The sequence below is a fragment of the Aldersonia kunmingensis genome (assembly GCF_001646865.1).
GTDB classification, from domain to species: Bacteria; Actinomycetota; Actinomycetes; order Mycobacteriales; family Mycobacteriaceae; genus Aldersonia; species Aldersonia kunmingensis.
In genome coordinates this window covers 1-25,691 of the sequence record NZ_LRRB01000230.1, presented here as the reverse complement: position 1 = coordinate 25,691, position 25,691 = coordinate 1, and the positions used below count along the sequence as shown (strand labels likewise).

General features: G+C 66.9%; 15 protein-coding genes. 13 read left to right on the top strand and 2 right to left on the bottom strand.

Going from position 1 to position 25,691, the window contains the following annotated elements:
* Positions 1 to 68: 68 nt before the first annotated feature.
* The gene (locus tag A8G08_RS17875) at positions 69 to 1,889 is read left to right on the top strand and encodes a penicillin-binding transpeptidase domain-containing protein (protein ID WP_425394574.1); all 1,821 of its coding nucleotides are present in this window, start codon (positions 69 to 71) and stop codon (positions 1,887 to 1,889) included.
* Between the two features lie 98 nt (positions 1,890 to 1,987).
* Here A8G08_RS17875 and A8G08_RS17870 read toward each other — a convergent pair whose 3' ends face one another.
* A complete protein-coding gene (locus A8G08_RS17870; protein WP_068277030.1) occupies positions 1,988 to 3,043 on the bottom strand; it encodes a zinc-dependent alcohol dehydrogenase family protein in 1,056 nt (351 codons plus the stop codon).
* Positions 3,044 to 3,216: 173 nt separating this feature from the next.
* Between A8G08_RS17870 and A8G08_RS17865 the strand changes: the two genes are divergently transcribed.
* The 10 genes from A8G08_RS17865 to A8G08_RS17820 all read left to right on the top strand — a co-directional run bounded on the left by A8G08_RS17865 (position 3,217) and on the right by A8G08_RS17820 (position 23,162).
* Complete coding sequence (locus A8G08_RS17865; RefSeq protein WP_068277028.1) at positions 3,217 to 3,672, top strand: AMP-binding protein; 456 nt, start codon at positions 3,217 to 3,219, stop codon at positions 3,670 to 3,672.
* Between the two features lie 288 nt (positions 3,673 to 3,960).
* Positions 3,961 to 15,834, top strand: coding sequence for an amino acid adenylation domain-containing protein (locus A8G08_RS17860; RefSeq protein WP_068277177.1), 11,874 nt, complete (start codon positions 3,961 to 3,963; stop codon positions 15,832 to 15,834).
* Positions 15,835 to 15,838: 4 nt separating this feature from the next.
* Positions 15,839 to 16,819: a daunorubicin/doxorubicin resistance ABC transporter ATP-binding protein DrrA gene (locus A8G08_RS17855; RefSeq protein ID WP_068277171.1), complete on the top strand. Its 981-nt coding sequence runs from the start codon at positions 15,839 to 15,841 to the stop codon at positions 16,817 to 16,819.
* A complete protein-coding gene (locus A8G08_RS17850; protein ID WP_245672879.1) occupies positions 16,816 to 17,646 on the top strand; it encodes an ABC-2 transporter permease in 831 nt (276 codons plus the stop codon). The genes A8G08_RS17855 and A8G08_RS17850 overlap by 4 nt, the downstream gene beginning before the upstream one ends.
* Positions 17,646 to 18,500, top strand: a complete 855-nt coding sequence (locus tag A8G08_RS17845) for an ABC transporter permease (RefSeq protein ID WP_084436470.1) — start codon at positions 17,646 to 17,648, stop codon at positions 18,498 to 18,500. Before A8G08_RS17850 ends, A8G08_RS17845 begins: the two co-directional genes overlap by 1 nt.
* Positions 18,501 to 18,673: 173 nt before the next feature.
* The gene (locus tag A8G08_RS17840; RefSeq protein WP_068277026.1) at positions 18,674 to 19,669 is read left to right on the top strand and encodes a daunorubicin/doxorubicin resistance ABC transporter ATP-binding protein DrrA; all 996 of its coding nucleotides are present in this window, start codon (positions 18,674 to 18,676) and stop codon (positions 19,667 to 19,669) included.
* Between the two features lie 5 nt (positions 19,670 to 19,674).
* Complete coding sequence (locus tag A8G08_RS17835) at positions 19,675 to 20,517, top strand: ABC transporter permease (protein WP_425394576.1); 843 nt, start codon at positions 19,675 to 19,677, stop codon at positions 20,515 to 20,517.
* Positions 20,517 to 21,371 (top strand): ABC transporter permease, encoded by an 855-nt coding sequence (locus A8G08_RS17830; RefSeq protein ID WP_084436448.1) that lies wholly within the window; start codon positions 20,517 to 20,519, stop codon positions 21,369 to 21,371. Before A8G08_RS17835 ends, A8G08_RS17830 begins: the two co-directional genes overlap by 1 nt.
* A 137-nt stretch (positions 21,372 to 21,508) precedes the next feature.
* Complete coding sequence (locus A8G08_RS17825; RefSeq protein WP_068277020.1) at positions 21,509 to 21,916, top strand: VOC family protein; 408 nt, start codon at positions 21,509 to 21,511, stop codon at positions 21,914 to 21,916.
* A 4-nt stretch (positions 21,917 to 21,920) separates the two neighbouring features.
* A complete protein-coding gene (locus A8G08_RS17820) occupies positions 21,921 to 23,162 on the top strand; it encodes an APC family permease (RefSeq protein WP_068277014.1) in 1,242 nt (413 codons plus the stop codon).
* 4 nt (positions 23,163 to 23,166) lie between these two features.
* Here the strand turns inward: A8G08_RS17820 and A8G08_RS17815 are convergent, their stop codons facing one another.
* Positions 23,167 to 24,030 (bottom strand): LuxR C-terminal-related transcriptional regulator, encoded by an 864-nt coding sequence (locus tag A8G08_RS17815; RefSeq protein ID WP_068277160.1) that lies wholly within the window; start codon positions 24,028 to 24,030, stop codon positions 23,167 to 23,169.
* Between the two features lie 150 nt (positions 24,031 to 24,180).
* Between A8G08_RS17815 and A8G08_RS17810 the strand changes: the two genes are divergently transcribed.
* Entirely contained in the window at positions 24,181 to 25,017 is an 837-nt protein-coding gene (locus tag A8G08_RS17810; RefSeq protein ID WP_068277008.1) for a mycofactocin-coupled SDR family oxidoreductase, read from the top strand.
* Between the two features lie 98 nt (positions 25,018 to 25,115).
* Positions 25,116 to 25,691 (top strand): AAA family ATPase (locus tag A8G08_RS17805; protein ID WP_157108635.1); only part of this gene is annotated, 576 nt, incomplete at its 3' end.

Here is a 25,691-nt window from a genome sequence, read left to right as displayed (position 1 = left end):
CTGCGCGCAGTATGCGTCGCCCCGCCGTGCCTCCCAGGATCCCGGCTGTGTCGAATTAGGCTGAGCGCGTGCAATTTCCCCACGTGGCGGTCGGTGCAGGCAACCGGCTGCGGCTGGTCGGGGCGCTCGGCGTAGCCGCGCTCGCGCTCGCGACGATCGGATGTACCCCCAAGCCGGCGGGCCCGGTTCCGGCGGCTGAAGCCTTCATCGACGCCTTCGCCGAACGTTCCCTCGACGATGCCGCCGAGGCGACCGACCGTCCGGATGTGGCCCGCGCGGCGCTCGCGTCGGCGTGGGAAGGTTTGCAGGGCGAAACGATGACCGCCACCGCGGGCGCTGCGCGGATCAACGGCGATACCGCCCGCGTCGAATACACGTACGAGTGGCACCTGCCGAAAAACCGGGTGTGGACCTACACCGGCGAATTGCAGATGGGCCGCCGCGACGGCGAATGGACCGTGCGGTGGTCGTCGTCCGCGATCCACCCGCAATTGGGCGATACCCAGACGATGGCCTTGCGCGCGACCGCGCCGCCGCGGGCACGGGTCAATGAGCACGGTGGCTCGGATGTGCTGGTGCCCGGGGTGGTGCACCGGGTGAAGTTCGACGCGAAGGCGGCCGCCGATCCTGTGCGCGAGGCGACGGTGCTCGTCGACACGCTGCGCCCGTACGCCCGGGACCTCACGGCGCAGTCGATCGTCGAGTCTGCGACCGCCTCGGATGATCCGTATCCGGTGGCGACGCTCGTGCAGGCGGATTACGACCAGGTGGCGACGGTGCTCACGGCGTTGCCCGGGGTGGCCGTGAACGACGAAGCGGACCTGGTGTCGACCGACCCGACATTCGCCCCCGAACTCGTGAGCCAGGTCAAGAAGACCGTGATCGACGAGGTCGACGGCAAGGCCGGGTGGAGCGTGGTGACGGTCAACTCCAACGGTGTGGACACGGACGTTCTCACCGAGACCGCGCCGCAGCCCGCGCCGTCGTTCTCCATCTCGCTCGATCGGCCCATCCAGGTCGCCGCACAGCGTGCGGTCGATGCGCGCGTCGAACAGACAATGATGGTGGTGATCCAGCCGTCAACAGGCGCGATCCTGGCGATCGCACAGAACAAGGCCGCCGACAAGGACGGGCCGGTCGCGACCATGGGGCTGTATCCGCCCGGGTCGACGTTCAAGATCATCACCGCGGGCGCGGCCATCGAGACCGGCCTCGCGACGCCGGGGACATCGGTGCCCTGCCCGGGCCGCATCGTGATCGGCGAGCGGAGCATCCCCAACTACAACGAGTTCGCGCTCGGAACGGTGTCCATGGCGACCGCGTTCGCACGGTCGTGCAACACGTCGTTCGCCAAGCTCGCCAGCGAGATGGCGCCGGATGCGCTGCACGTGACGGCGGCGCGGTTGGGTATCGGGCCGGATTACAGCGTCGTCGGGGTGTCCACGAACTCGGGTTCCGTGCCGCCGGCCGAAGACCAAACGCAGCGCACCGAGGACGGCTTCGGCCAGGGCAAGGTCGTGGTCAGCCCGTTCGGGATGGCGATGGCCGCGGCGACCGTCGCGCACGGTTCCGCGCCCGTGCCGCACATGCTGGCCGGGCACGACACCACTATTGACGGCGACCGTCCGCCGATGAGTCCGGCAATGGTCGACGGCCTGCGTTCGATGATGCGGCTGGTTGTCACCAGCGGCACAGCGACCCGCATCACCGGGGAGGGCGAGGTATACGGCAAGACAGGCGAGGCCGAGGTCGACGGCGGCTCGCACGCCTGGTTCGTCGGTTACCGCAGTGACCTTGCCTTCGCCACCCTCGTCGTGCGGGGCGGGTCCTCGGACAACGCCGTCGCCGTCACCAAGGACATGTTCGACGCGCTGCCGGCGGAGTACTGACAGCTCCCAATCTGCCGTGATCACGAGCATATGGCCCCTCCGGCGGCGGATTTTGGGGCCATATGCTCGTGATCACGGCGGGGCGGCGGGTACCTCGGTCAGGCGTTCAGGATCACCTTGAGCGCGTTCGTTTCCGCGGCGCGGCCGAACACGTCGTAGGCCTCCTCGATGTTGTTCAGCTCGAAGGTGTGGCTGACGAATAGGTCCGCGGGCAGTGTGTGCTCGGCGACCATCTTCAACAGCGTCGCGGTGGTGTCGGTGTTGACCAGGCCCATCGCGATGGTGATATTCGAGATCCACAGCGTGTCCAGCGCGAGGGGTACGCCGGTGCCGTGCACGCCGACGTTGGCCACGGTCCCCGCTGGACGGACGACGTCCAGGCACATCTGGAAGGTGAGCGGGATCCCCACGGCCTCGATCGCGACATCAACGCCGAGGCCGTCGGTGAGGGCCATGACCTGGTCTTTCCAATCCTTGTCGCTGGACAGCACACCGTGCGTGGCGCCGAATCGCTTTGCCTGCTCGACTCGGTTGGCGTCGAGGTCGACGGCGATGATCTTCGACGGACCATAGAGTCGCGCGGTCATGATCGCGGCCAGGCCGACCGGACCGGCGCCGATGACGACAACGACGTCGCCCACCTTGACTTTGCCGTACCGCACGCCGATCTCGTGACCGGTGGGCAGGATGTCGGACAGCATCGCGCCTTCCTGCGGTGTGACGCCGGCCGGTAGTGGATACACCGACGTCTCGGCGAACGGGACGCGGACGTACTCGGCCTGCGTGCCGTTGATCAGGTGCCCGAATATCCAGCCGATACCGGCGGCGCCCTCGTCGGCGAGGCAGTGCGAGAACACCCGCTGTTTGCACATATCGCAATGTCCGCACGCGCTGATGCAGGACACGATGACCTGGTCGCCGACCGCGAGCGACGTGACGGCCGATCCCACCTCGGTGATCGTGCCGACGCCTTCGTGGCCGAGTATTCGTCTGTCGGTGACTGCGGGGACATCACCCTTGAGGATGTGGAGGTCGGTGCCGCAGATCGTGGTGGTGTCGATCTTCACGACGATGTCGGTGGGTTTCTCGATTTTCGCGTCGGGGACTTCTTCCCAGTTCTTCTTGCCGGGACCGTGATAGACCATTGCCTTCATATCGGTGCCTCCTCCTCGAGTGGCTTCCGTCATCAATCCAAGCACCGAGAGCCCCCACCCAGGGTGAAACCAATGCACCCTGCGGGGTGCGCCCCCCACCACTGGGGTTTCTGTTCGGCGAGTCCGGTTTCGACAAGAGTTCATGTCAACGCACACGAACCGGAGGAACCACAATGCTCACCACCGTGAAGTCGCCGATCAGCCCCTTCATCCAGCAGTCGCCCGAGCCGTTGCGGGCCGCGGTCGATGCCGATCCGAACGTCATCGCGGTCGAGTCCTCCGAGGCACAGCTGAGCTACGCAGACCTCGACGGTTGGTCGAACCGCCTGGCCCGAGTACTGATCAACATGGGTGCGGGCCCCGGCGCCAACATCGTGATGTCGATGCCGCCTGCCGTCGAATCGGTGGTCACCATGTGGGCCGCAGCGAAGGCCGGCGCCGCGCTCGCCAGCGTCGACGCCGAGGCGGCCGAAGCCGTGATCGAGGACAGTGAGGTCGTCGTTGGCGTCACCACCCGTGCCCGCCGCAAGCAGTTGCCGGATTCGATCACGTGGTTGGTCCTGGACGACGCGGCGACCCTGGTTCGCTACATGACCGTCGCCGACACCCCGCTCACAGCCGCCGGCTGACGTTGGTTAGCCACAGTATTGCCAGGCTAGGAGTTTGCGACGACAGTAATCGATACGCCGATGGGGAGATCGGCAATACCATCACCCCAAAGGTTGTCGCGGTAGTACGTCGGGGCTGCCACGGCCGGCGCAGATCCGAGGCGGGTTCGTCCCGCCTCGGATTGGTGTCGGTCGCCGCCGAGTTTGTTGCCCGAGCCGAGCCGCAGCGAGATCGAGCAAACACTCGAAGACGAGCGAGATTGGTCGATACGCTTCAGTCGGCACCGCACTTTCGAGGTCGTGAACCGTATGCAGCGATCTGAGTCATCCGCCGACGCTTCGTTCGCGTTGCCCGCGGGAGCGTTTCCGCTGTCCGCGGCGCAGCGCGGGATCTGGTTCGCCCAGCATGTCGCGGGCGGCACGCCAATATCCATCGCGCAGTACGTGGAATTGGCCGGGCCCCTCGATGTCGAGCTGTTGCAGCGGTCGGCGCAGCAGGCGGGCCGCGAATTCGGCACCGGATATCTGCGCTTGATCGAAATCGATGGCTACCCGTTCCAAATGGTGGACCCGAACCTGCACGAGGAGATCGATTACCTGGACCTGCGCGGGGAAGCGGACCCGGAATCCGCGGCACAGGCATGGATGCGCGCGGAATACAGCGCACCGCTGGATTTGCTGCGTGACCGGTTGGTCCGGCTCGCCACACTGCGTCTCGCCGATGAGCGCTACTACTGGTACGCGCGCATTCACCATCTGGTGCTGGACGGTTTTGGCGCGATGACGATGCTGCAGCGCGCTGCCGAGCTGTACAACGCCGAGATCGAGGGAGTCGAGCCGCCACGCTCGCGCGCGGACGAACTCGAGAAGATCGTCGAGGCCGATGCCGCCTACCGCAGTTCGGACAGGTTCGTCACCGACGGCGAGTACTGGCGTGAGCATTTGGCCGGCATGGCCGATCCGGTAAGCCTGTCGGGTCGCACCGCCGATGTCGAAGCGCATCCGCGGGTGTTCTCGGGTGCGTTGCCGGCCGAGACCGCGGAGCGGCTGGACGAAATCGCACACGAAATGAACTCGAGCCTTGCGCCTCTCGTGGTCGCGGCCTTCGGTGCCTATCTGGCACGGATGACCGGTGTGGACGAGGTCATGCTGAGCCTCCCGGTGTCCGCGCGCACCACGGCGTCGATGCGGCGCTCGGGTGGCATGCTCGCCAATGTGGTGCCGTTGCGGCTGCGGCTCGACGCGAGAACCACAGTGGGCGAACTGACTTTGGCCGCGCAGGGCGAGCTCACCGGCGCGCTGCGGCGGCAGCGGTACCGCCAGGAGGATATCGTCCGCGACCTCGGCTGGGCGATGGACGAGGCCGCGACGTTCGGGCCGTCGGTCAACCTGATGATGGTCGACACCCGAATTCAGCTGGGCACCATCACCGGTCGACTGCATGTCCTCACGTCGGGTTTGATCGACGACCTGTTCCTCAACCTCTATCCCGGTGTCGGTGGCGAAAGCACGCACATCGATTTTCAGGCCAATCCGGCCTTGTATTCGGACGCCGACTTGGCCGCGCACCATGCGCGTTTCCTTGCCTTCCTACATCGGTTCGTCACTGCCGGTGCGGACGCGCCGCAGGCATCGGTGGACATCCTCACCGAAGCCGAACGGGCACAATCGGTCCCGGTGGATGGCGGTGTCGGTCAGCCGCCGCAGCTGTTGCGCGAACTACTCGCCGACGGCGTCGCCCGCGATCCGGACAAGATCGCACTGATCTGGGGCGAGCAAACCCTGACATACCGCATGCTCGACGAGCAGTCGAACGCGATCGCCCGCACTCTGCTCGCCGCCGGAGTCGGACCGGAGCAGGTGGTCGCAATTTCGATTCCGCGGTCGGCTAACTCGGTGCTGGCGTTCTGGGCGGTGGCCAAGACCGGTGCGGCGTTCGTCCCGGTGGATCCGACGTATCCAGCGGACCGGATCGCTCACATGCTTGGCGACAGCGCCGCTGTCGCGGGCCTCACGGTCGAGTCGGCGCGAGAGGCCCTGCCGGACAACGTGAACTGGCTGGTCCTCGACCGCGACGAACGGATTGCGGCGGCGGCGACGGATCCCATCGCCGATGCCGAGCGCCCGAGGCGAGAGTTTATCTCCCAGGTCGCCTACGTCATCTACACCTCGGGTTCGACCGGACTCCCGAAGGGCGTCCTGGTCACCCACAGCGGGCTGGCGAGCATGGTCGACAATGCGCGCAGAGCCTTTTTCGTCGCGCCGGAATCGATTGTCGCGCATGCAGTCTCGCCAAGTTTCGATATCTCGATCGAGGAACTGTTGGTCACCTTCGGTACGGGTGCGACGCTCGCCATCGTGCCGCCGGAATCGTTTGCCGGCGAGACGCTCGCGGAGGTGCTTTGGCTGCACAAGGTGACCCACCTGAATGTCACCTCCGCGGTGGTGGCCTCGCTGGATCCCGACTCGGTGCCGGACCTGCAGACCGTCGTGGTGGGTGGCGACGCATGCCCGCCGGAACTGGTCGAGCGGTGGCGCGGCCGCCGCCTCATCAACGGTTACGGGCCGACGGAAACCACGATCACGTCGACGGTCACCGAGCCGATGCGTGCCGGCGAACCGGTGTCGATCGGCAGCGTCGTCGCCGGAACGAAGGCGCTGATCCTCGATCGCTGGCTGCGTCCGGTGCCGTCGGGCACGGCCGGTGAACTGTACTTGGCGGGACCGGCATTGGCGCGCGGTTACCACGGCCGGGCAGGACTCACGGCAGACCGTTTCGTCACCAACCCCTATGTCGGCGCCGGTGAGCGGATGTATCGCACCGGCGATCTGGTGCGCTGGTCTGTGAGCGGAGCCGGCGGAGCGACCACACACGGCGTCGAAGGTGCGGCAGTCATCCTGGAGTATTTGGGCCGCAGCGATTTTCAGGTCAAGGTGCGCGGGTTCCGGATCGAGCTGGGCGAGATCGACACCGCGCTGCAGCGCCAAGAGGACGTCGAGTTCGCGATCACACTCGGCGTCGAGGCGCCGACCGGCGGTACTGCGCTGGTCTCCTACGTACTCGGTCGCAACGGCGTCACGTTGGTCCCGGATCGGTTGAAGAATTTCGTCGGGGAGTTTCTGCCCGGCTACATGGTGCCGACCGTCATCGTCGTGCTCGATCAGATACCGCTGACGCCGGTCGGCAAGCTGGACCGCAAGGCCCTGCCTGCGCCGGAGTTCGGTGAGCGAACCGCCACCGGGCGGGAGCCTGCAACCGAGCGCGAGCGCGTGTTCGCGCGCTTGTTCGCCGATGTGCTCGGTGTGGAACGCGTGGGCGCCGACGAGAGCTTCTTCGCCCTCGGTGGCGACAGCATCGTCTCCATCCAGTTGGTGGCACGGGCGAAGGCCGCGGGCGTGGCGATAACCGCCCGGGACGTGTTCGAACGCAAGACGGTTGCCGGGCTCGCGGCAGTCGCGACCGACGTGGCCGCAACCGGTTTGGCCGAACTCCCGGGCGGTGGGGTCGGCGAGGTCGGCGTGACTCCGGTCGTGCACGCGATGCTGGACCAGCCCGGCCCGTTCGACCGGTTCGGTCAGGCCGTGCTGATCGGGCTACCGCCGGAGATCGACCGGCCCATGCTCGTCGCCGGAGTTCAGGCGCTGCTCGATCACCACGACATGCTGCGTAGTGAACTGCGGGTCGGCGACAACGGTGAATGGCACGTCGTGGTCGGGGAACCCGGAACTGTTGAAGCGGATGAGTTGCTCGAGCAGGTCACCGTCGAGTCCGCAGCCGACCTGCCGGAGGCGGCAGAGCGTGAATTGCAGCGTGCCGCCGACCTGCTCGACCCGGCCGGCGGTGCGGTTGCGAGATTCGTCCGGCTCGAAGCGCCCGACGCCGAGCCGAGGATGTGGCTGGTTCTGCATCACCTTGTCGTGGACGGCGTGTCGTGGCGAATCCTGTTGCCGGACTTCGCTACCGCATGCGCCGCGATTGCCGCTGGGAACCAGGTGACCCTGGATCCGGTCGGTACTTCGTTTCGCCGGTGGGCGAGCGGCCTGATCGAGGAGGCCAACACCGCCGCGCGGTCGGCGGAAGCGCCCATGTGGCAGGACATCTCGGCGACACCCGATCCGCCACTGGGCGAGCGCCCGCTGGATCCGGGTATCGACGTGGTCGCGACGATGTCCCAGGTGCAGACCGCGGTGCCCGCCGACGTGGCGGGAACCCTGCTCACCACCGTGCCGGACCGCTTCCACTGCGGCGCGGACGATGCGCTCCTCACGGGACTGGCCATGGCAGTGACGAGGTGGCGCGCCGGCCGTGGGGTCGACTGCACCGCAACGTTGCTTACGTTGGAAGGACATGGCCGGGAAGAAGGGGCCGTGCCCGGCGCCGATGTCGCCCGCACGGTCGGCTGGTTCACCAGTGTCTTCCCGATGGCGCTGGATCTGTCCGGTATCGATCTCGACGACGCGTTCGCGGGTGGGTCAGGCGCAGGGGCCGCGATCAAGGCCGTCAAGGAGCAGTTGCGCGGCGTCCCGGATCGCGGTGTGGGCTACGGGATGCTGCGGTATCTCAATCCGGGCGCCGCTGGGGTTCTGGGTGATGCGACCGATCCGCAGATCAGCTTCAACTATCTCGGCCGCGCGTTCACTGCCGGCGGTGGTGCGTGGTTGCCGCAGCGCCTGGCCGCGACGCACGATCCGCAGATGACCATGCCCGCTGTGCTCGACATCAACGCGATCGCGAACGAAGCCGACGGTGGCGTGATCATCGACGTCACGTGGGCATTTGCTTCGAAGGTGCTGGGCGAGAGCGATATTCGCGAGATCTCCGAACTGTGTGCAGAGGCATGGCGCGGGTTGGCGCATCACGCCAGGGGAACGTCTGCCGGTGGCCGCACTCCGTCGGATTTCAACCTCGTTCCGACGACGCAGGCGGAGATCGAAGGGTGGGAACGCCGTTACCCGAATCTCGTCGACGTCTGGCCACTGTCCCCGCTGCAGTACGGCCTGCTGTTCCACGCGCTCTACGACGTCGACACATCGGACGGTTACACGGTGCAAGCGACCCTCACCCTCGAGGGCTCGGTCGATGCAGCCCGACTGCACGCGGCCGCGCAGGCTCTTGTGGATCGTCACGACAACCTCCGGGTCGCCTTCATCGAGACGGACGAAGGGCCACGCCAGCTCGTGCTGTCCGCAGCCGAGGTCGGTTGGCAGGAAGCGGATCTCACCGCGATCAGCGACCCCGGTGTCAGGCTGGCCGAACTCGAACGGTTGGTCGCGCAGGACGCGGACAGCCGCTTCGACCTGACGGCCCCACCCTTGCTGCGTTTCACGCTGATTCGGACCGATGCCGAGTCGTACAAGTTGCTGATGACCAATCATCACATCCTGCTGGACGGTTGGTCGACGCCGCTGATCGTGCGCGAACTGCTCGCGTTCTACATCACCGGACCGGACCAGGCCGCGCTGCCGCCACCCCGGTCCTATCGGGAATTCCTCGCGTGGCTCGGCGAACAGGATCCCGTGGCGTCGAAGGCTGCGTGGGTGGAATCGCTCGCGGGAATCGACACTCCGACCAGGGCGGTGCCGTCGCTAGCAGGTATCGAGTCCACCGAGACCGGGATGATCTCGGTGGACCTGGAACCGTCGACGGTCGCCGCAATCGAGATGACCGCGCGGAGTGCGGGTTCCACCATCAACACCGCGGTGCAATCGGCGTGGGCGATGCTGCTCGCGATGCTCACCGGCAGGACCGACGTGGTCTTCGGCGGCACCGTGTCGGGCCGGCCGCCGCAACTGGCGGGCGTGGAAGAGATGGTGGGCCTGTTCATCAACACTCTTCCGGTGCGGGTGCGCCTCGACCCCGCAGAGCGGGTGCAGGAACTGCTCGCGCGCGTGCAGTCCGAGCAGGCCAAACTGCTCGATCACCAGCATGTCGGACTCGCCGAGATCCACAAGGCGGTCGGGCTTCCTGAACTGTTCGACACCTTGACGGTTTTCGAGTCCTATCCGATCGATCGCGAAGCGCTGGCGCAGACGATGGACCTGGCCGGGATGGCGATCGTCGACGTCGAGGGGACCGACGCGACGCCGTACCCGCTGAATCTCATGGTGATTCCGTTGCAGGCGGTTGAGGGCACCGACCGCGGCGGACTGCGTATCGCGCTGAAGTACCTTGCCGGAGAGCTGGATCGAGCCGAGGCCGAGCGGTTCCTGGGCCGATTCGTCCGGTTCCTGACGCAGATCGCCGAACACCCCGAGGCCAGGGTCGCCGCTCTGCAGCCCTGCGACGACCTCGAGCTGCACCGGTTGTTCCCCGTGGCGGGCCCGGCCGACGCCGGTGTGCGAAGCATGCCGGAGATCCTCTCCGCCGCTGCCGAGATCGCGCCGGACGCCGTCGCAGTCGTCTCCGGCGACACCTCGCTCACGTATCGGATGCTCGACAACTGGTCGAACCGGATGGCGCGAGTGCTGTTGCGGCACGGCGCCGGTCCCGATGTGTTCATCGCGCTCGCCCTGGCCCGTTCGGTCGAGGCCGTCGTCGCGGTATGGGCGGTGGCGAAGACCGGCGCGGCATTCGCCCCGATGGACCCGAACCACCCGCCGGACCGGATCGAGCACATGGTGTCGGACTCCAAGGCGCCGATCGGTATCACCGACACCACGTTCGGCCCGAACCTGCCCGGCACAATCGACTGGCTGCTGCTCGACGACCTGAACACGATTCGGCGGCTGATGACCGTGTCGGACGAGCCGATCACCGATGCCGATCGTGGCAGGCCGGTGCATATCGACGCCAACTCCTACCTGATCTATACCTCCGGCTCCACCGGCAAACCGAAGGCAGTGATGGTCACCCATCGCGGCCTGGCGAATGTCGTTGCAGGTATGCGGGATTCGCTGCGCCTCGGTTCCTCCTCGCGCGTCCTCCAAGTGGCTTCGCCCAGCTTCGACGCGTCGGTGTTCGTGCTGCTGATGGCGCACGCCTTCGGTGGCCGCCTCGTCGTCGCTCCGCCGGAGGTTTACGGTGGCCCGGAACTGGACCATCTCCTGGAAGAGCAGGGCGTCACGCACGCGGTCATCACTCCGTCGGCGCTCGCGTCGATGGAGCCGTCCGCCCTCACGACGTTGCACACCCTCGCAGTGGCCGGCGAGGCCGCCAGTCCGGAATTGGTGGACAAGTGGTCCGTGGACCGGGTCATGACGAACCTCTACGGGCCAACCGAATTCACCATCTGGGCCACCGGAACCGGACCGCTGGTCCCGGGCGCACCCGTGACGATCGGTGGGCCGATTCCCGGCGCCCGGGTGATGGTGCTGGATACCTGGCTGCGGCCCGTGCCGGTCGGTATATCCGGTGAGCTGTACCTTGCCGGACCGGGTGTGTCGCGCGGCTACTTCAACCGGCTCGGGATGAGCGCCTCGCGGTTCGTCGCCAACCCCTGCGGAAGTTCCGAACGCATGTATCGCACCGGCGACATGGTCAGCTGGGTGTTGACCGAGGCCGGCAATCTCGAGCTGGAGTACCAGGGCCGCAGCGACTTCCAGGTGAAGATCCGTGGTTTGCGGATCGAACTGGGCGAGATCGACGCGGTCCTGGCGCGCAATCCCGACGTCGAGTACGTGGCGACGCTCGGCCAAAAGGGCCCGTCCGGCGCGACGGTGCTGGTCTCCTACGTGCTTCCCGTCGCCGGGGTCCTGCTCGACGGCGAACAGTTGCGCAAGGAAGTCGCGTCCGTGCTGCCGGGCTACATGGTGCCGGGGGCCGTCGTGGTTCTGGACGAGCTACCCCTGACGCCGGTCGGGAAGCTGGATCGCAACGCTCTGCCCATGCCGGACTTCTCCAGGCGTCCGCGCAGCACCTATCTGGCGCCCCGCACCGCGGTGGAGGCGACTGTCGCGGAGATCTTCGGTGCGGTGCTCGGCATCGAAGACGTCGGCATCGACGAATCATTCTTCGATCTCGGCGGCGACTCGCTGGTCGCGACCAAGGTGGTCTCCCGTATCAACTCGGCATTGGGTTCGAGTGTGGCGCTGCGAGATCTGTTCGACGCGCCGACAGTGGCCCAGATCTCGACGCGGGCAAAAGTGGTGGCGGAAGGGGCCGGTGGCCGCCCGGTGCTCGGCCCGCGTGCTCGCCCCGAGCGCATCCCGTTGTCGACAGCGCAGCAGCGGATGTGGGTGCTCAACCAACTGGATCCGTCCTCGGCGGCGTACAACATCGCCATCGCGCTAAGGCTGACCGGTGCGCTCGAGACCGATGCTCTGCGGCTCGCGCTGTACGACGTCATCGAGCGGCACGAAAGTCTGCGGACCGTCTACCCGTCCGACCCGGAGGGGCCTCGCCAACTCGTACTGACGGCGGAAGCGGTCCGTCCCGACATCGGCGTCGTCGAGGTCGCCGAAGGTGCGGCGTTGCAGGCCCGAATCAGTGCACTCACCGACACCGGATTCGAGCTGTCGAGCGAACCGCCGTTGCGCGTCGGGTTGTTCCGGATCGCCGACGCCGCCGGTGACGAACCGGTGCACGTCGTGGTACTCGTCGTGCACCACATCAGCGCCGACGGCGCCTCGATGGCGCCGCTCGCAATCGATCTGATGGCGGCCTACACCGCACGTTGCTCGGGGCGGCCCGCGGACCGGCCGGCGCTCGACGTGCAGTATGCGGATTTCGCGCTGTGGCACAAGGAATTGGTCGGCACCGAATCCGACCCGGAGTCGTTGGCGGCGAGGCAGATCCGATTCTGGACCGACACGCTCTCCGGGCTTCCCGAGGTCGTGTCGTTGCCCTCTGATCGCCCACGCCCGGCAGTTCAGACCATGCGGAGCGCGGACTTCGAGTTCACTCTCGACGCGATGACGCATGCGGATCTGGCGAAGTTCGCGCAGGCCGAGAACGCCAGTACGTTCATGGTCGTGCACGCGGTGTTGGCCGTGCTGCTCGCTCGCCTCGGCGGCGGCGATGACATCACGATCGGCACCGCGGTCGCGGGGCGTGGCGAGGAGTCGCTGGACGACCTGGTCGGAATGTTCGTCAATACCCTGGCACTACGGACGATCGTGGATCCCGGCGTATCGTTCCGCGAGTTCCTGGCCGCCGTGCGATCGACCGACCTGGATTCGTTCGCCAATGCGGACGTCCCGTTCGAACGACTCGTGCAGGTCCTGGACCCACCCCGCTCGACGGCCCACCATCCGCTGTTCCAGGTAACCCTGTCGTTGCAGAACTTCGTCGACCCGGTGTTCGAATTGCCCGGCGTCCGTGTGCAGGTGGAGGACTTCGAGCGTAGCCTGTCGCAGTTCGATCTGACCCTCGCGCTGCGCGAACGCTTCGCCGACGACGGTGCACCTGGCGGCCTGGACGGGGCGCTGACATACGCCACCGACTTGTTCGACGAATCCACCGTCGCGGAGTTTGCGGTGCGGTGGCAGCGCATCCTCTCCGCGGTGGTGACGGACGCCGATGTGCGGGTAGGAGACATCGAGATCCTCGATCCGGCCGAGCGCGCCGCGCTCGTGTCGGTGCACGGGGAGCCAAGTGCCGGCACAGCAACACTGCCTTCGGTCCTCCGTGCGGTGGCGGCCGAGCACGCCGGCCGGCCGGCCGTGGTCCACAACGAAATCACGCTGAGCTACCACGACATCGACGAGAGGTCGAATCGGCTCGCTCGGCTGCTCACCGATGCCGGCGCAGGAGCCGAGACCGTGGTCGCGCTCGGCTTGACGCGATCGATCGAGATGTTTATCGGGATGTGGGCGGTCGCCAAGACCGGAGCGGCGTTCCTGCCGGTCGACCCCAAGCACCCGCTCGACCGGATCGACCACATGCTCGCCGATTCCGGTGCCGTCCTTGGCATTACCACCACAGCGCACAGCAGATTCGGTGAAGTCGACTCCGATGACGGCGATTTGCCGAGGACCACCACGTGGCTTGTGCTCGACGACCCGGAATTCGCCGATCGGTGGCAGCGCGCGAGCGCGGCCGCACTCGGTGACACCGAGATCGCACCTGTCCGGCCGGACCAAGCGGTGTGGATGATTTACACGTCGGGTTCGACAGGTACCCCCAAGGGCGTCTCGGTATCGCACCGAGGTGTTGCGGATCTGCTTGCCGCGCAACGCGAGTTGCTCGGCGTCGACGAACAGTCGCGGGTATTGCAGGTCGCGTCCCCGAGCTTCGACGCCTCGGTATTCGAAGCGCTAATGGCGTTCGGTTCCGGTGGGGCACTCGTGGTGTCGCCACCCGAGGTGTTCGGTGGCCCCGACCTTGCCGCGCTGATTGCCGCCGAGCAGGTGACCCACATGGTCATCACCCCATCCGCCTTGGCGTCGGTGGATCCGGTCGACGTGTCGAGCGTGCAGGTGCTCGCGGTGGCCGGCGAGGCAGTCGGCGAAGAGCTGGTGGAGCGGTGGTGTGGTCCCGCTGCCGGTTCCGGGCGAACAATGATCAACCTGTACGGGCCGACGGAGTTCACCATCTGGGCGACCGCGTCACCACCGCTGGCCGTCGACGTCCCGGTCACGATCGGCGGACCGGTACGGGGCGCATCGGTGTTCGTGCTCGACGAGCGGATGACTCCCGTGCCCGTGAATGTCGCCGGCGAGTTGTATCTGGCTGGTGCTGCGCTGGCCCGGGGCTATCACAACCGGCCCGGACTGACCGCAGCGCGGTTCGTGGCCAACCCCTACGGCGGGCCGGCGGAGAGGCTGTACCGCACAGGCGATCTGGTGCGATGGCGAACCGCCGACGGCACGGGACCGACGCTCGAATACGTCGGCCGCACCGACTTCCAGGTCAAGGTGCGTGGGCAGCGCATCGAACTCGGTGAAATCGACGCCGCGCTCGGGCGCGCCGACGGCGTCGACTTCGCGGTCACCCTCGGCATGGACGGCCCGGCCGGCTCGACCGTTCTCGTGGCCTACGTCGTTCGCGAGCCGGGCGTCGACCTCTCGTCGGCGCAGCTTCGCGCTGACGCGGCGGAGGTACTGCCCGCATACATGATTCCGTCGGCGTTCGTCGTCATGGACGAGATACCACTCAATGCGGTGGGCAAGTTGGACCGGAAAGCGTTGCCCGAGCCGGTTTTCGGGGAGCGCGAGTTCCGGCCGCCGGTGACTCCGGTTGAGCAGGCCGTCGCCGCCGCGTACGAGGAGGCCCTCGGTTCGGTGCAGGTCGGCCTGGACGACGACTTCTTCACCATCGGCGGAAATTCGCTCATCGCAACCCAGGTGGTGGCCCGGCTGCGCACCGAGTTCGGCGTCAACGTGTCGGTGATGTGGATGTTCGCCGATCCGACGACACTGGGGCTCTCCCGGCGCATCGCGGCATCGCTGGAAGCCGGCAGTGATCTCATTGGCGCCGAACCCCTTTCCGCCGACGCGACCCTCGCTGTGCTGCTGCCATTGCGTCCCAACGGCGACCTTCCGCCGCTTTTCTGTATCCACCCGGCGTCCGGCCTGGCCTGGTCCTACGGCCCGCTCGCGCAGACGCTCGACCCGAGGCGACCGATCTACGGACTGCAGTCACCCGAACTCACCGACTCGGGCGAGGTGCCGCGCAGCATCGAGGAGTTCGCCGAGCGCTACGTGCGCGAGATCCGGGAGATACAGCCGCACGGGCCGTATCACCTGCTCGGCTGGTCGCTCGGCGGCTTCATCGCGCAGGCGGTGGCGGCCCGGTTCCGTGCCCTCGGCGAGAGCGTCGATCTGCTCGGTTTGATGGACGCAGACCTCGCCGCACGCTTCATCGAGCTCGGGCCCGAACTCTCGGCCGGTGAGTTCGTGCACGAGTTCGGGCAGGTGATGGGTATCGAATCGCTACCGGCCGATCTCACCGCCGAGCAGGCGGCCGAGGCGATCCGCGCGGTGCTCGGGCCCGAAGCTCCGGTGGACGCCCCACATTTGGAGCGGATCACGTCCTCGTACAACCGCGCGTCGCGGATGCTCTCCGGATATCAACCGCCTGAGTTCGACGGCGACGTCGTGTTCTTCACCGCGATACGCACCGCAGCCGATCCGACTGCGGCGGCACGGAGTTGGCAAGACTATGTGACCGGCGATATTGCCGACCACGCGATCGACTCGACCCACGATGAGATGACCGCACCGGATCCGTTGCGGCACATCTCGCTGGTACTGAATTCGTATCTCGATTCCGGGACCGATGATGGTCCCCGAGAAGGTGAGTGAGCGGATGACTGGAACGGACACCGCGGTCGTTGTCGAGGGCCTGGAGAAATCCTTCGGCGAGACAAAGGCTTTGCGGGGCGTGAGCTTCGAAGTGGCCCGCGGCGAGGTACTCGGCATTCTGGGCCCCAACGGCGCCGGCAAGACGACCACCGTCAATATCCTGTCGACGCTCGTGCATCCGGACGGCGGTCGCGCCGTGGTCGCCGGCCACGACGTCGTCGCCAACCCGACGGAGGTGCGGCGGTCGATCATGCTGACCGGCCAGTACGCGGCCCTCGACGACATGCTCACCGGGCTGGAGAACCTGGTGATGTTCGGCCGGTTGCTGGGGTTGAGCAAAAAGACGGCACGGGAGCGTGGCGAGCACCTGGTGCGCGAGTTCGACCTCGTTGGCGCGGCCGACCGCAAGGTGTCGACCTACTCGGGCGGCATGCGCCGGCGCATCGACATCGCCTGCGGACTCGTGGTTCGGCCGGATGTGGTGTTCCTCGATGAACCGACCACCGGTCTGGACCCGCGTAGCCGTCAAAGCGTGTGGGACCTGGTCGCGGGCTTCAAACAACTGGGCATCACCACCCTCTTGACCACGCAGTACCTGGAGGAGGCCGACGCGCTCAGTGATCGCATCGTCGTGATCGACCACGGCAAGGTGATCGCGGAAGGCACCGCGGACGAACTGAAGGCGCGCACCGGTGGGAGTTACTGCGAGGTCGTTCCGCTGAATATGCGCGACATGCAGGCGATCATCGACGTGCTGGGACCGATGCTGCCACTGGAGTACCGCAGCGCGATCAGCGCCGATTCGGACCGGATCGCAGTGCCCGCCCCGGAGGGTGCGAAGACCCTCGCCGAGGCCTTGCGGCGGCTCGACCAGTCGAACATCGAGCTCGTCGACATCGCGTTGCGGCGGCCCTCGCTGGATGACGTCTTTCTCAGCTTGACCGGTCACGCGTCAGTGCCCACCGGGGCGGAGGCGGGATCGTGAGCGTCGCCGAGGCATTGACCGCCGGCTTACCGGCCACGCGCCCCAAGACCTCCCAGGCGCAGCAGTGGTGGGTGCTGACCTCACGGCTGATCGCGCCGACCTTCCGCTCGGGTGAAGTGCTCACGTCCATCCTGGCGCCGGCGGTTTTCACGCTGGGGTTCTATCTGCCGCTGAACACCGTGATGACGGTGTTCGGGTTCGGGCTGAGCAGCTATGCGCAGTTCCTGATGCCACTGATCGTGATGCAGTCGTTGGCGTTCACCGCGATCTCGGCGGCCTTCCGCTCCGCCACCGACGCGGTCGAGGGGATCAACCGTCGATTCGGCGCAATGCCGATCGGGATCGCCGTTCCGCTCGGCGCCCGCATGTCGGCAACGGCATTCCGCTTCGTGATCTCGATGGCCGCAGCTGTGGTGTGCGGCTACATCATCGGGTTCCGGTTCGAGGGATCGGCTTGGCACACTGTGGGCTTCTTTGCGTTCGCGGCCCTGGTCGGCGCGGCGTTGTCGGTTGGCGCCGACCTGCTGGGCACGATGTCGAGCAGCCCAGAGGCGACCACGCAGGCGCTCATGTTGCCTCAGCTCATACTCGGCATGCTGTCGGTGGGCTTCGCACCCGCCGACCAATTCCCGGAGTGGATCCAGGGTTTCGTCCGTAACCAACCGGTGTCGCAATGGGTGATCGCGCTCCGGGCATTTGCCGGAGACACCTCGGGCAACGCCGGTGAAGTTACGTGGTCACTGATGTTTCCGCCGTTGGCGTGGGCGCTCGGCATGATCGTGGTGCTCGTCCCGCTCACCGTGTGGACCAACACGAGGAGGCCGTGATGGCGACGCTGAGCAGCGCCGATTCCGCGGCACTTCCGGGCGCGGTCGAAGGTTTCCCGGACCGGGACCGCGTCGTGCGCGAGCGGTCGGTGGCGTCCTTGGCGATGGGTTCCTGGATCCAGACGCAACGCTTGCTGCGGCGGTGGACCCGGGACCCGATGACGCTCACTCAGGCACTGTTCTTCCCCGCGTTGCTGCTGGTCATGTTGAACACCGTGCTGGGCCGCCAGATCTCGTCGTTCGCCGGTTACGACGCGCTGTACGGCACGGTTCCGATGACCGCGCTCGTGGGCGTGATGTCCGGCTCGATCGCCGGCGCGGTAACGATGGGTCGCGAACGCGATGACGGTCTGCTGGCACGCATGTGGGTGCTGCCGATCCACCGGGCGTCCGGTCTGGTTTCGAGGATTCTTGCCGAGGGTGTCCGCATCGTGGCGACCACCGCGGTGATCGTGGCCGTGGGATACGTGCTGGGTTTCCGATTCACCCAGGGGATACCGGCCGCGATCGGCTTCGTCGCTGTGCCACTGCTTTTCGGCCTGGCGTTCGCGACCATGGTGACCGCGATTGCATTGTTCACCGCGAAAGCGACACTGGTGGAGGCTATTTCGCTCGGTAGTTCGCTGCTGATGTTCTTCAGCACCGGCTTCGTGCCGCTCGACGCCTACCCGGAGTGGATCCAGCCGTTCGTCGAGAACCAGCCACTCACGTGCGCGATCGACGCGATGAAGGGACTGTCGCTGGGTGGGCCGGTGCAGGCGCCGCTGATCAAGACAGTGCTGTGGTCCGCCGGCGCGATCGTGGTCTTCGCGATCCCCGCCGCGATCGGCTACCGCCGCGCGAGCCGGAAGTAGCACCACCGCGCACCATTTCCGGTGGCCGCGCATGTCCAGGCGTGCGCGGCGGCTCGAGGAAGTGCGCGGCCATGCCGCGCACACCTAGGTGTTGAATCCCGCACCCTCGGGGTCGGACTGTCAGCACTGGGGGCGCTGTCGGATTGCCCTGGTGAAGAGCAGATTTAGTACACATGACCGACAACAGGTACGCCGTCCGCGTCGAGGACGTGCACAAGTCCTTCGGTGCGACACAGGCGTTGCGCGGAGTCACGTTCGAGGCCAGTCCCGGCGAGGTGCTGGGCATCCTCGGTCCCAACGGCGCAGGCAAGACCACGATGGTCAACGTCCTGTCCACACTGGTTCGCCCGGATGCCGGGTACGCGGAGGTCGCCGGCTACGACGTCGTCACCGAGGCGGCGGGTGTGCGGTCCTCGATCATGCTGACCGGCCAGTACGCCGCGCTCGACGAGGCGTTGACCGGGTTCGAGAACCTGATGATGTTCGGCAGGCTCATGGGCCTGCGCAAATCTGCGGCCAAAGCGCGGGCCACCGAGTTGATCGGTGAGTTCGACCTCGAGCACGCCGCCGCACGCAAGGTGTCGACCTATTCGGGAGGCATGCGCCGGCGCATTGACATCGCCTGCGGCCTCGTAGTGCGCCCCGAGGTGGTCTTCCTAGACGAACCGACCACCGGGCTCGATCCGCGCAGCCGCCAGGGCGTCTGGGATCTGGTGGCGAATCTGCAGAGCATGGGCATCACCACCCTGCTCACCACCCAGTACCTCGAAGAGGCCGACGCGCTCAGTGACCGCATCATCGTCATCGACCACGGTGAGGTGATTGCGGAGGGCACCGCAGACGAGCTCAAGTCGCGCACGGGCGGCAGCTACTGCGAGGTCGTGCCGCTGGATCTCAAGCGCCTGCCTGACGTTGTCGAGGCGCTGGGTCCACTGCTGCCACCGAGGTTCGACCCCGCCTCGATCGTCGGTGCGGACCGTATTGCGGTGCCCGCGCCGGACGGCGCGAGGACCCTGGCCGAAGCGTTGCGCCGACTAGATGTCGCCGGTGTCGAACTCGTCGATATCGCGCTGCGCCGGCCGTCTCTCGATGACGTGTTCCTGTCACTGACCGGGCATATTTCCGACCCCGAGAGCGATGCGGATTCCGGTATGGCGGTGGCGTCGTGACCGCAATCCTCGACCGGAGCGTGGCGGCGCCACAGCGGCACGTGGTGCGGCATGCGCCACGGCAGCGGCCGAATCCGCTGGTGCAGTGGTGGGTGCTGACGCGCCGCCTGCTCGCGCCGACCCTGCGCAACGGCGAGATTCTGACTTCGCTTCTTGCGCCGGCGGTCTTCACGGTGGGCTTCTATATCCCGCTGGACACGGTGATGACGATCTTCGGCCCCGGGCTGAGCAGCTACGCGCAGTTCCTGATGCCGATGATCGTGTTGCAGGCGCTTGCGTTCGCCGCGATCAGCTCGGCGTTTCGCGCGGCCACCGACGCGGTAGAGGGCATCAACCGACGATTCGGGGCGATGCCCATGCCTTCGGCAGTACCGTTTGCGGCGCGTATGTCCGCCAACATGATCCGGTGCAGCATCTCGCTCGCCGCGGCGGTGGTGTGTGGCTACCTGATCGGATTCCGGTTCTTCGGCCCGCCGGCTCACACCGTTGGATTCATCGCCTTCGCGCTCGCGATCGGGCTGGGGCTGTGCCTGTTCGGTGACGTGCTCGGCACGTGGTCGCGCAATCCCGAGGCCACCACGCAGGCGTTGATGCTGCCGCAGCTGATCCTCGGCATGCTCTCGGTGGGCTTCGCGCCGGCCGATCAGTTCCCGGAGTGGGTGCAGGGATTCGTTCGAAATCAACCGATTTCGCAGTTCACGTACGGACTGCGCGCCCTCGCCGGTGATTCGACGGCCGCCGCAGGGGCGGTCACCTGGTCGGTGATGGCCGTGCCGTTGGCCTGGGTTGTCGGGCTGATCGTGGTGTTCGCCCCGCTCGCCGTGTACATGACCTCGAGGAGGCCGTAATGACGACCACCCTGGAAAGGACTGTCGCCCAAAGGGTCCACCCGGCGGAATCGTTCCCCCGACCGACCCGACGTGGCGGTGAGCGCTCTCTGCGCGTGCTGCCCGCGCATACCGCCATCCAGACTCAGCGGCTGCTGATCCGCTGGTCGCGCGACCCGATGACGGTGGTGCAGTCGCTCGTGTTTCCGGCGCTGCTGCTGATCATGCTGAACACTGTGCTCGGCAGACAGATCACGTCGTTCTCCGGCTATGACGCGCTGTATGGATCGGTGCCCATGACCGCGCTGGTCGGAGTGATGTCGGGCGCGGTCGCAGGTGCGGTCACGCTCGGCCGTGAGCGCAACGGCGGTCTGCTCGCTCGGTTCTGGGTGCTGCCCGTGCATCGAGCGTCCGGTGTCATGTCGCGCCTCACCGCCGAGGCCGTGCGCATCCTCATCACCACCATCGTGATTCTGGTTGTCGGTGTCGCACTTGGCTTCCGGTTCGAGCAGGGCTTCCTGGCCGCCATCGCACTGCTCGGCGTGCCGCTGATGTTTGGGCTCGCGTTCGCCACCGCGGTCACCGCGGTCGCGGTGTGGTCTTCGAAACAGGCTCTGGTGGAGACGATTTCGCTGGGCAGTTCGCTGCTGATGTTCTTCTCCACCGGCTTCGTGCCGCTTGCGGCTTACCCTGAGTGGGTGCAGCCGATCGTCCAGCATCAGCCGATGTCGTATGCGATCGACGCAATGCGCGGCCTCTCGCTCGGCGGCCCGGTTGCCCAGCCGCTGATCGCCACTGCCCTGTGGTCGCTGGGTCTGATGGTTGTCTTCGCGGTACCCGCCGCGATCGGGTACCGACGGGCCAGCCGCGGTTAGTAGGCGGCCCATCGCTGTGCTGATTGGCGGCTCGCCGCCGGTGTTCGAATCGTGCTCCCGCCTGTCGGTGAGAGCGCCTAGGCTCGACGCCGGACGATGCTCGACAAACCCAGTGCTCGACAACCCGAGGAGCAGGCATGGCGTCGCGTCTCAACCCCTACTTGAGCTTCCGTGACAACGCCCGGCAGGCGATGGAGTTCTATCAGAGCGTGTTCGGCGGGGAATTGGCTGTGAATACGTTCGGCGAATACGGCGGCGAGGGCGCCCAGGCCAATCTGATCATGCACTCGCAGCTCGAAACCCCCAGCGGGTACACGATCATGGGCGCGGACACCCCGGAAGGGATGTCGCACAACCCCGGAGACAACATCACGGTCAGCCTCAGCGGCGACGACGCAGATGAGCTGCGTGGCTACTTTGCCAAACTTTCCGAGGGCGGCGTCGTCGGCGTGCCACTCGAAAAGCAGATGTGGGGCGACGAATTCGGTCAGGTGACCGACAAGTTCGGCATCCCGTGGATGGTGAACGTCTCCAGCGCGAGCTGACGCTATTCAGGAGCTAGCGCGGCGGATCGGCCTCGCCGACGCCGTGTCGATCGGCCTCGGCGCCATGCTCGGGGCCGGCATCTTCGCCGCGCTCGCGCCTGCGGCGCAGGCCGCGGGCTCGGGACTTCTGATCGCACTGGCTGTGGCCGCGGTCGTGGCCTACTGCAATGCCACCGCCTCGGCCCGGTTGGCTGCGCGGTACCCCCAGTCCGGCGGCACTTACGTCTACGGGCGCGAACGCCTCGGCGAACTGTGGGGTTACCTCGCGGGATGGGCGTTCGTGGTGGGCAAGACTGCCTCGTGCGCCGCGATGGCGTTGACGGTCGGGAGTTATCTCTGGCCGAGTTGCGAGCACGCTGTCGCAGCCGGTGCGGTGGTCGCGGTGACGGTGGCGAACTACCGCGGCGTGCAGAAGTCGATGCTGCTCACGCGCGGGATCGTCGCCGTCGTCCTCGGTGTGCTGGCCGCCGTTGTCGTTGCCGCGGCGGGAGCGGACTCGGCCGATTTCGCCCACCTGGGTGTCGGCGAGGGTGTGCGTCCCGGCGGCGTGCTCGAGGCCGCCGGGCTGCTGTTTTTCGCCTTCGCCGGGTACGCGCGCGTCGCGACGCTGGGAGAGGAGGTCCGCGAGCCTGCCCGCACGATTCCGCGGGCGGTGGCGCTCTCGCTGACGATCACGCTTGTCGTCTACGCCGCAGTGGCCGTCGCCGCGTTGTCGGTGCTCGGGCCGGACGGACTTGCTGCGGCCACCGCGCCTCTCGTGGACGTTGTGAACGCGGCGGGTGCATCGTGGCTCGCGCCTGTCGTGCGAATCGGTGCTGGGATCGCCGCGCTCGGTTCGCTGCTGGCGTTGCTGCTCGGTGTGTCGCGCACAGTGCTGGCGATGGCGCGAGACCGGCACCTGCCGCACGGGCTGGCCGCAGTCCATCCACGCTTCCTGGTGCCTCACCGCGCCGAATTGGCAGTCGGTGCAATCGTTTTGGTGGTCGCTCTCACCGTGGACGTGCGTGGCGCGATCGGGTTCTCGTCGTTTGCGGTGCTGGTGTACTACGCGATCGCGAATGCCTCAGCGTGGACGCTCAGGCCCGAGGAAGGTCGGCCAAGTCGGGTTGTGCCCATATTCGGAATGCTCGGCTGCCTGACCCTGGCGTTCGCGTTGCCGCTCAGCTCGGTTGTCGCCGGGGTCGTTGTCATTGCGGTCGGGCTCGGCGCCTACGCAGTAACGCGCAACCGGCGGATTACGCGTTGATCCGCTACGGAAGCAAGCCGGCGTGCCGCGCGAGCACTACGGCCTCGTGCCGGGTGCGTGCGCCGAGCTTGCCCATCGCCGAGCGAAGGTAGCTCTTCACCGTCTCGGGTCGCACCGCGAGCCGTGCGGCGGCCTCGGCGTTGGTGGCGCCGAGCGCGATCTGCGCAAGCACATCGAGTTCGCGAGGAGACAGACCGATGTCTCCGGCTGTGTCCACCATCGACTCGGGCGAGGTCAACGCAGCCAGCCGGGCGGTGATGTCTTGTAGTCGACCGCGTTCGGGCTGCGGGAGACCGGTCGCAATCGCGCGCAGCTCGCCGTGGATCGCGCGCAACTCCTCGGCGCCGGGCCTGCTTGTGCGTTGGGCGACCGAGTGGGCGGTCTGCATCCGCAACCGGCGGTCGACCTCGTCGCGGATGGCGATCTCGGTGGAGAGCCGGCGACTCGCTTGCACCATGAGGTCCGCGGCGCGATCGCCGATCGGGCCGGATCTGCGATCGGCGGCGTAGATCACGGCCCGCGCCGACCCCTCGACGATCACGGGCACCGCCAGGACGGCCCGGATTCCTTCGCCGGTGACGGGCCGGTCGTAGTGGTGGGTGATCGACCGGGCGCCGGCGTAATCGCTGACCGCGAACGGGCGACGCGAGGCCACGGCCTGGCCGCCAAGTCCGGAATCGGGCGCCACGAGGAGCCCGCGTAATCCGCTGGTCCGGGTGCCGAAGAACTCCGAGAGCATGAGCATGTCGGTGGCGCGGACCTCGCCACCGAAGAGCACAGGTGCCGCCCCCGTGTCCGCGAGCCGGCGCAGTTCGGCGCGCACGGCGTCGCTGTCGCGGGGGCGGAGCAGGTCTGCTGCGGAACTCATGACCAGTGCAAACATCTTTCCGGGCGGGTGCGCACATCGTAAACGACGCCCCCATGCGGGGAATCCTTTCGTTTTGGCACTCGATGACATAACTTGAGACCGAGATCACAAGCTCCACGGCACGCGATGTTCGACAGGGGAGTCCGGCGTATGGGTCAGCTCGACGGCAAGGTTGCCTTCATTACTGGTGCGGCGCGGGGGCAGGGCAGAAGCCACGCAATCCGGCTCGCCCAGGAGGGCGCCGACATCATCGCGGTGGACATCTGCAAGCAAATCGACTCGGTGGCCTATCCGCTCGCAACCCCGGACGACCTTGCCGAAACTGTCGAACTCGTCGAGTCGTTCGGGCGGAAGATCGTCGCCCAGGAGGCCGATGTTCGTGACACCGCGGCGATAAATGCGGCCGTCGACGAGGGCGTCGCGCGCTTGGGTCGGCTCGACATCGTCTGCGCCAACGCCGGCATCGCGACCTTCGGCCCGGTGGCCGAGATGTCCGACGACATGTGGGACGACATGATCGACGTCAACCTGTCTGGCGTCTTCAAGACTGTGCGCGCCTCGGTGCCGCACCTGAAGCGCAACGAACGCGGCGGCGCAATCGTCGTGACCAGTTCTGCGGCCGGGCTCAGGGCCGCGCAGAACCTCGGTCACTACGCAGCAGCGAAGCACGGGCTCACCGGTCTGGTGAAGACGCTGGCAATCGAGTTGGCGCCGTTCCATATCCGCGTCAACGCGGTCAACCCGACCAGCGTGAACACCGACATGATCCACAACCAGCACACCTACGACATGTTCCGGCCCGACCTGCCCGAGGGCACCGCTACCACCGAGGACGTGGGCGCCGGCTTCCAGCGGTCGAACCTCATCCCCGTGAAATGGGTGGAGGCCGCCGACATCAGCAACGCGATTCTCTGGCTGGTCAGCGATGCGGCCCGCTATGTCACCGGCGTGCAGCTGCCGGTCGATGCCGGGGCGGGTGTCAAATGACGCGCAACGGGACACACGAGGGACTCACATTGATCGACAACACCGGCGCGGCAGATGCGCCCCGCGCAATCGGTGAGAGCGGTGCGGCCGTACGCGATATGCGGGCACGGGTCGCGGCCGCGGTCGTCGGGCGCGAACACGAACTCGACATGCTGCTCGCGGCGGTCGCTGCCGGTCGTGACGTGCTGCTCGAAGGTCCACCGGGGACATCGAAGACCACACTGCTGCATGCGATTACCGACGCCTGGGGCATTGGGCTGCAGTTCGTCGAAGGCAATGCCGACCTCACTCCGAGCCGGCTGATCGGCCACCACAACCCAGCCAAGGTGCTGCGCGAGGACTATTCGCCGGACAATTTCGTCGCCGGGCCGCTCATCGAAGCCATGCGCACCGGCGGCTTCCTCTATGTGGAGGAGTTCAACCGCACTCCCGAGGACACGGTCAACACGCTCCTCACGGCGATGGCCGAGCGCCGGATCTCGGTGCCGCGGGTCGGGACCGTCACCGCACTCCCGACCTTTCGGATGGTGGCCTCGATGAACCCGTACGACAACGTCGGCACCACACGGCTTTCCACGTCGGTGTACGACAGGCTGTGCCGGATTGCCATCTCCTACCAAGACGACGCGGCCGAGCGCAGCATTGTCGAGCGCCGCACCGGGGTGGACTCGTTC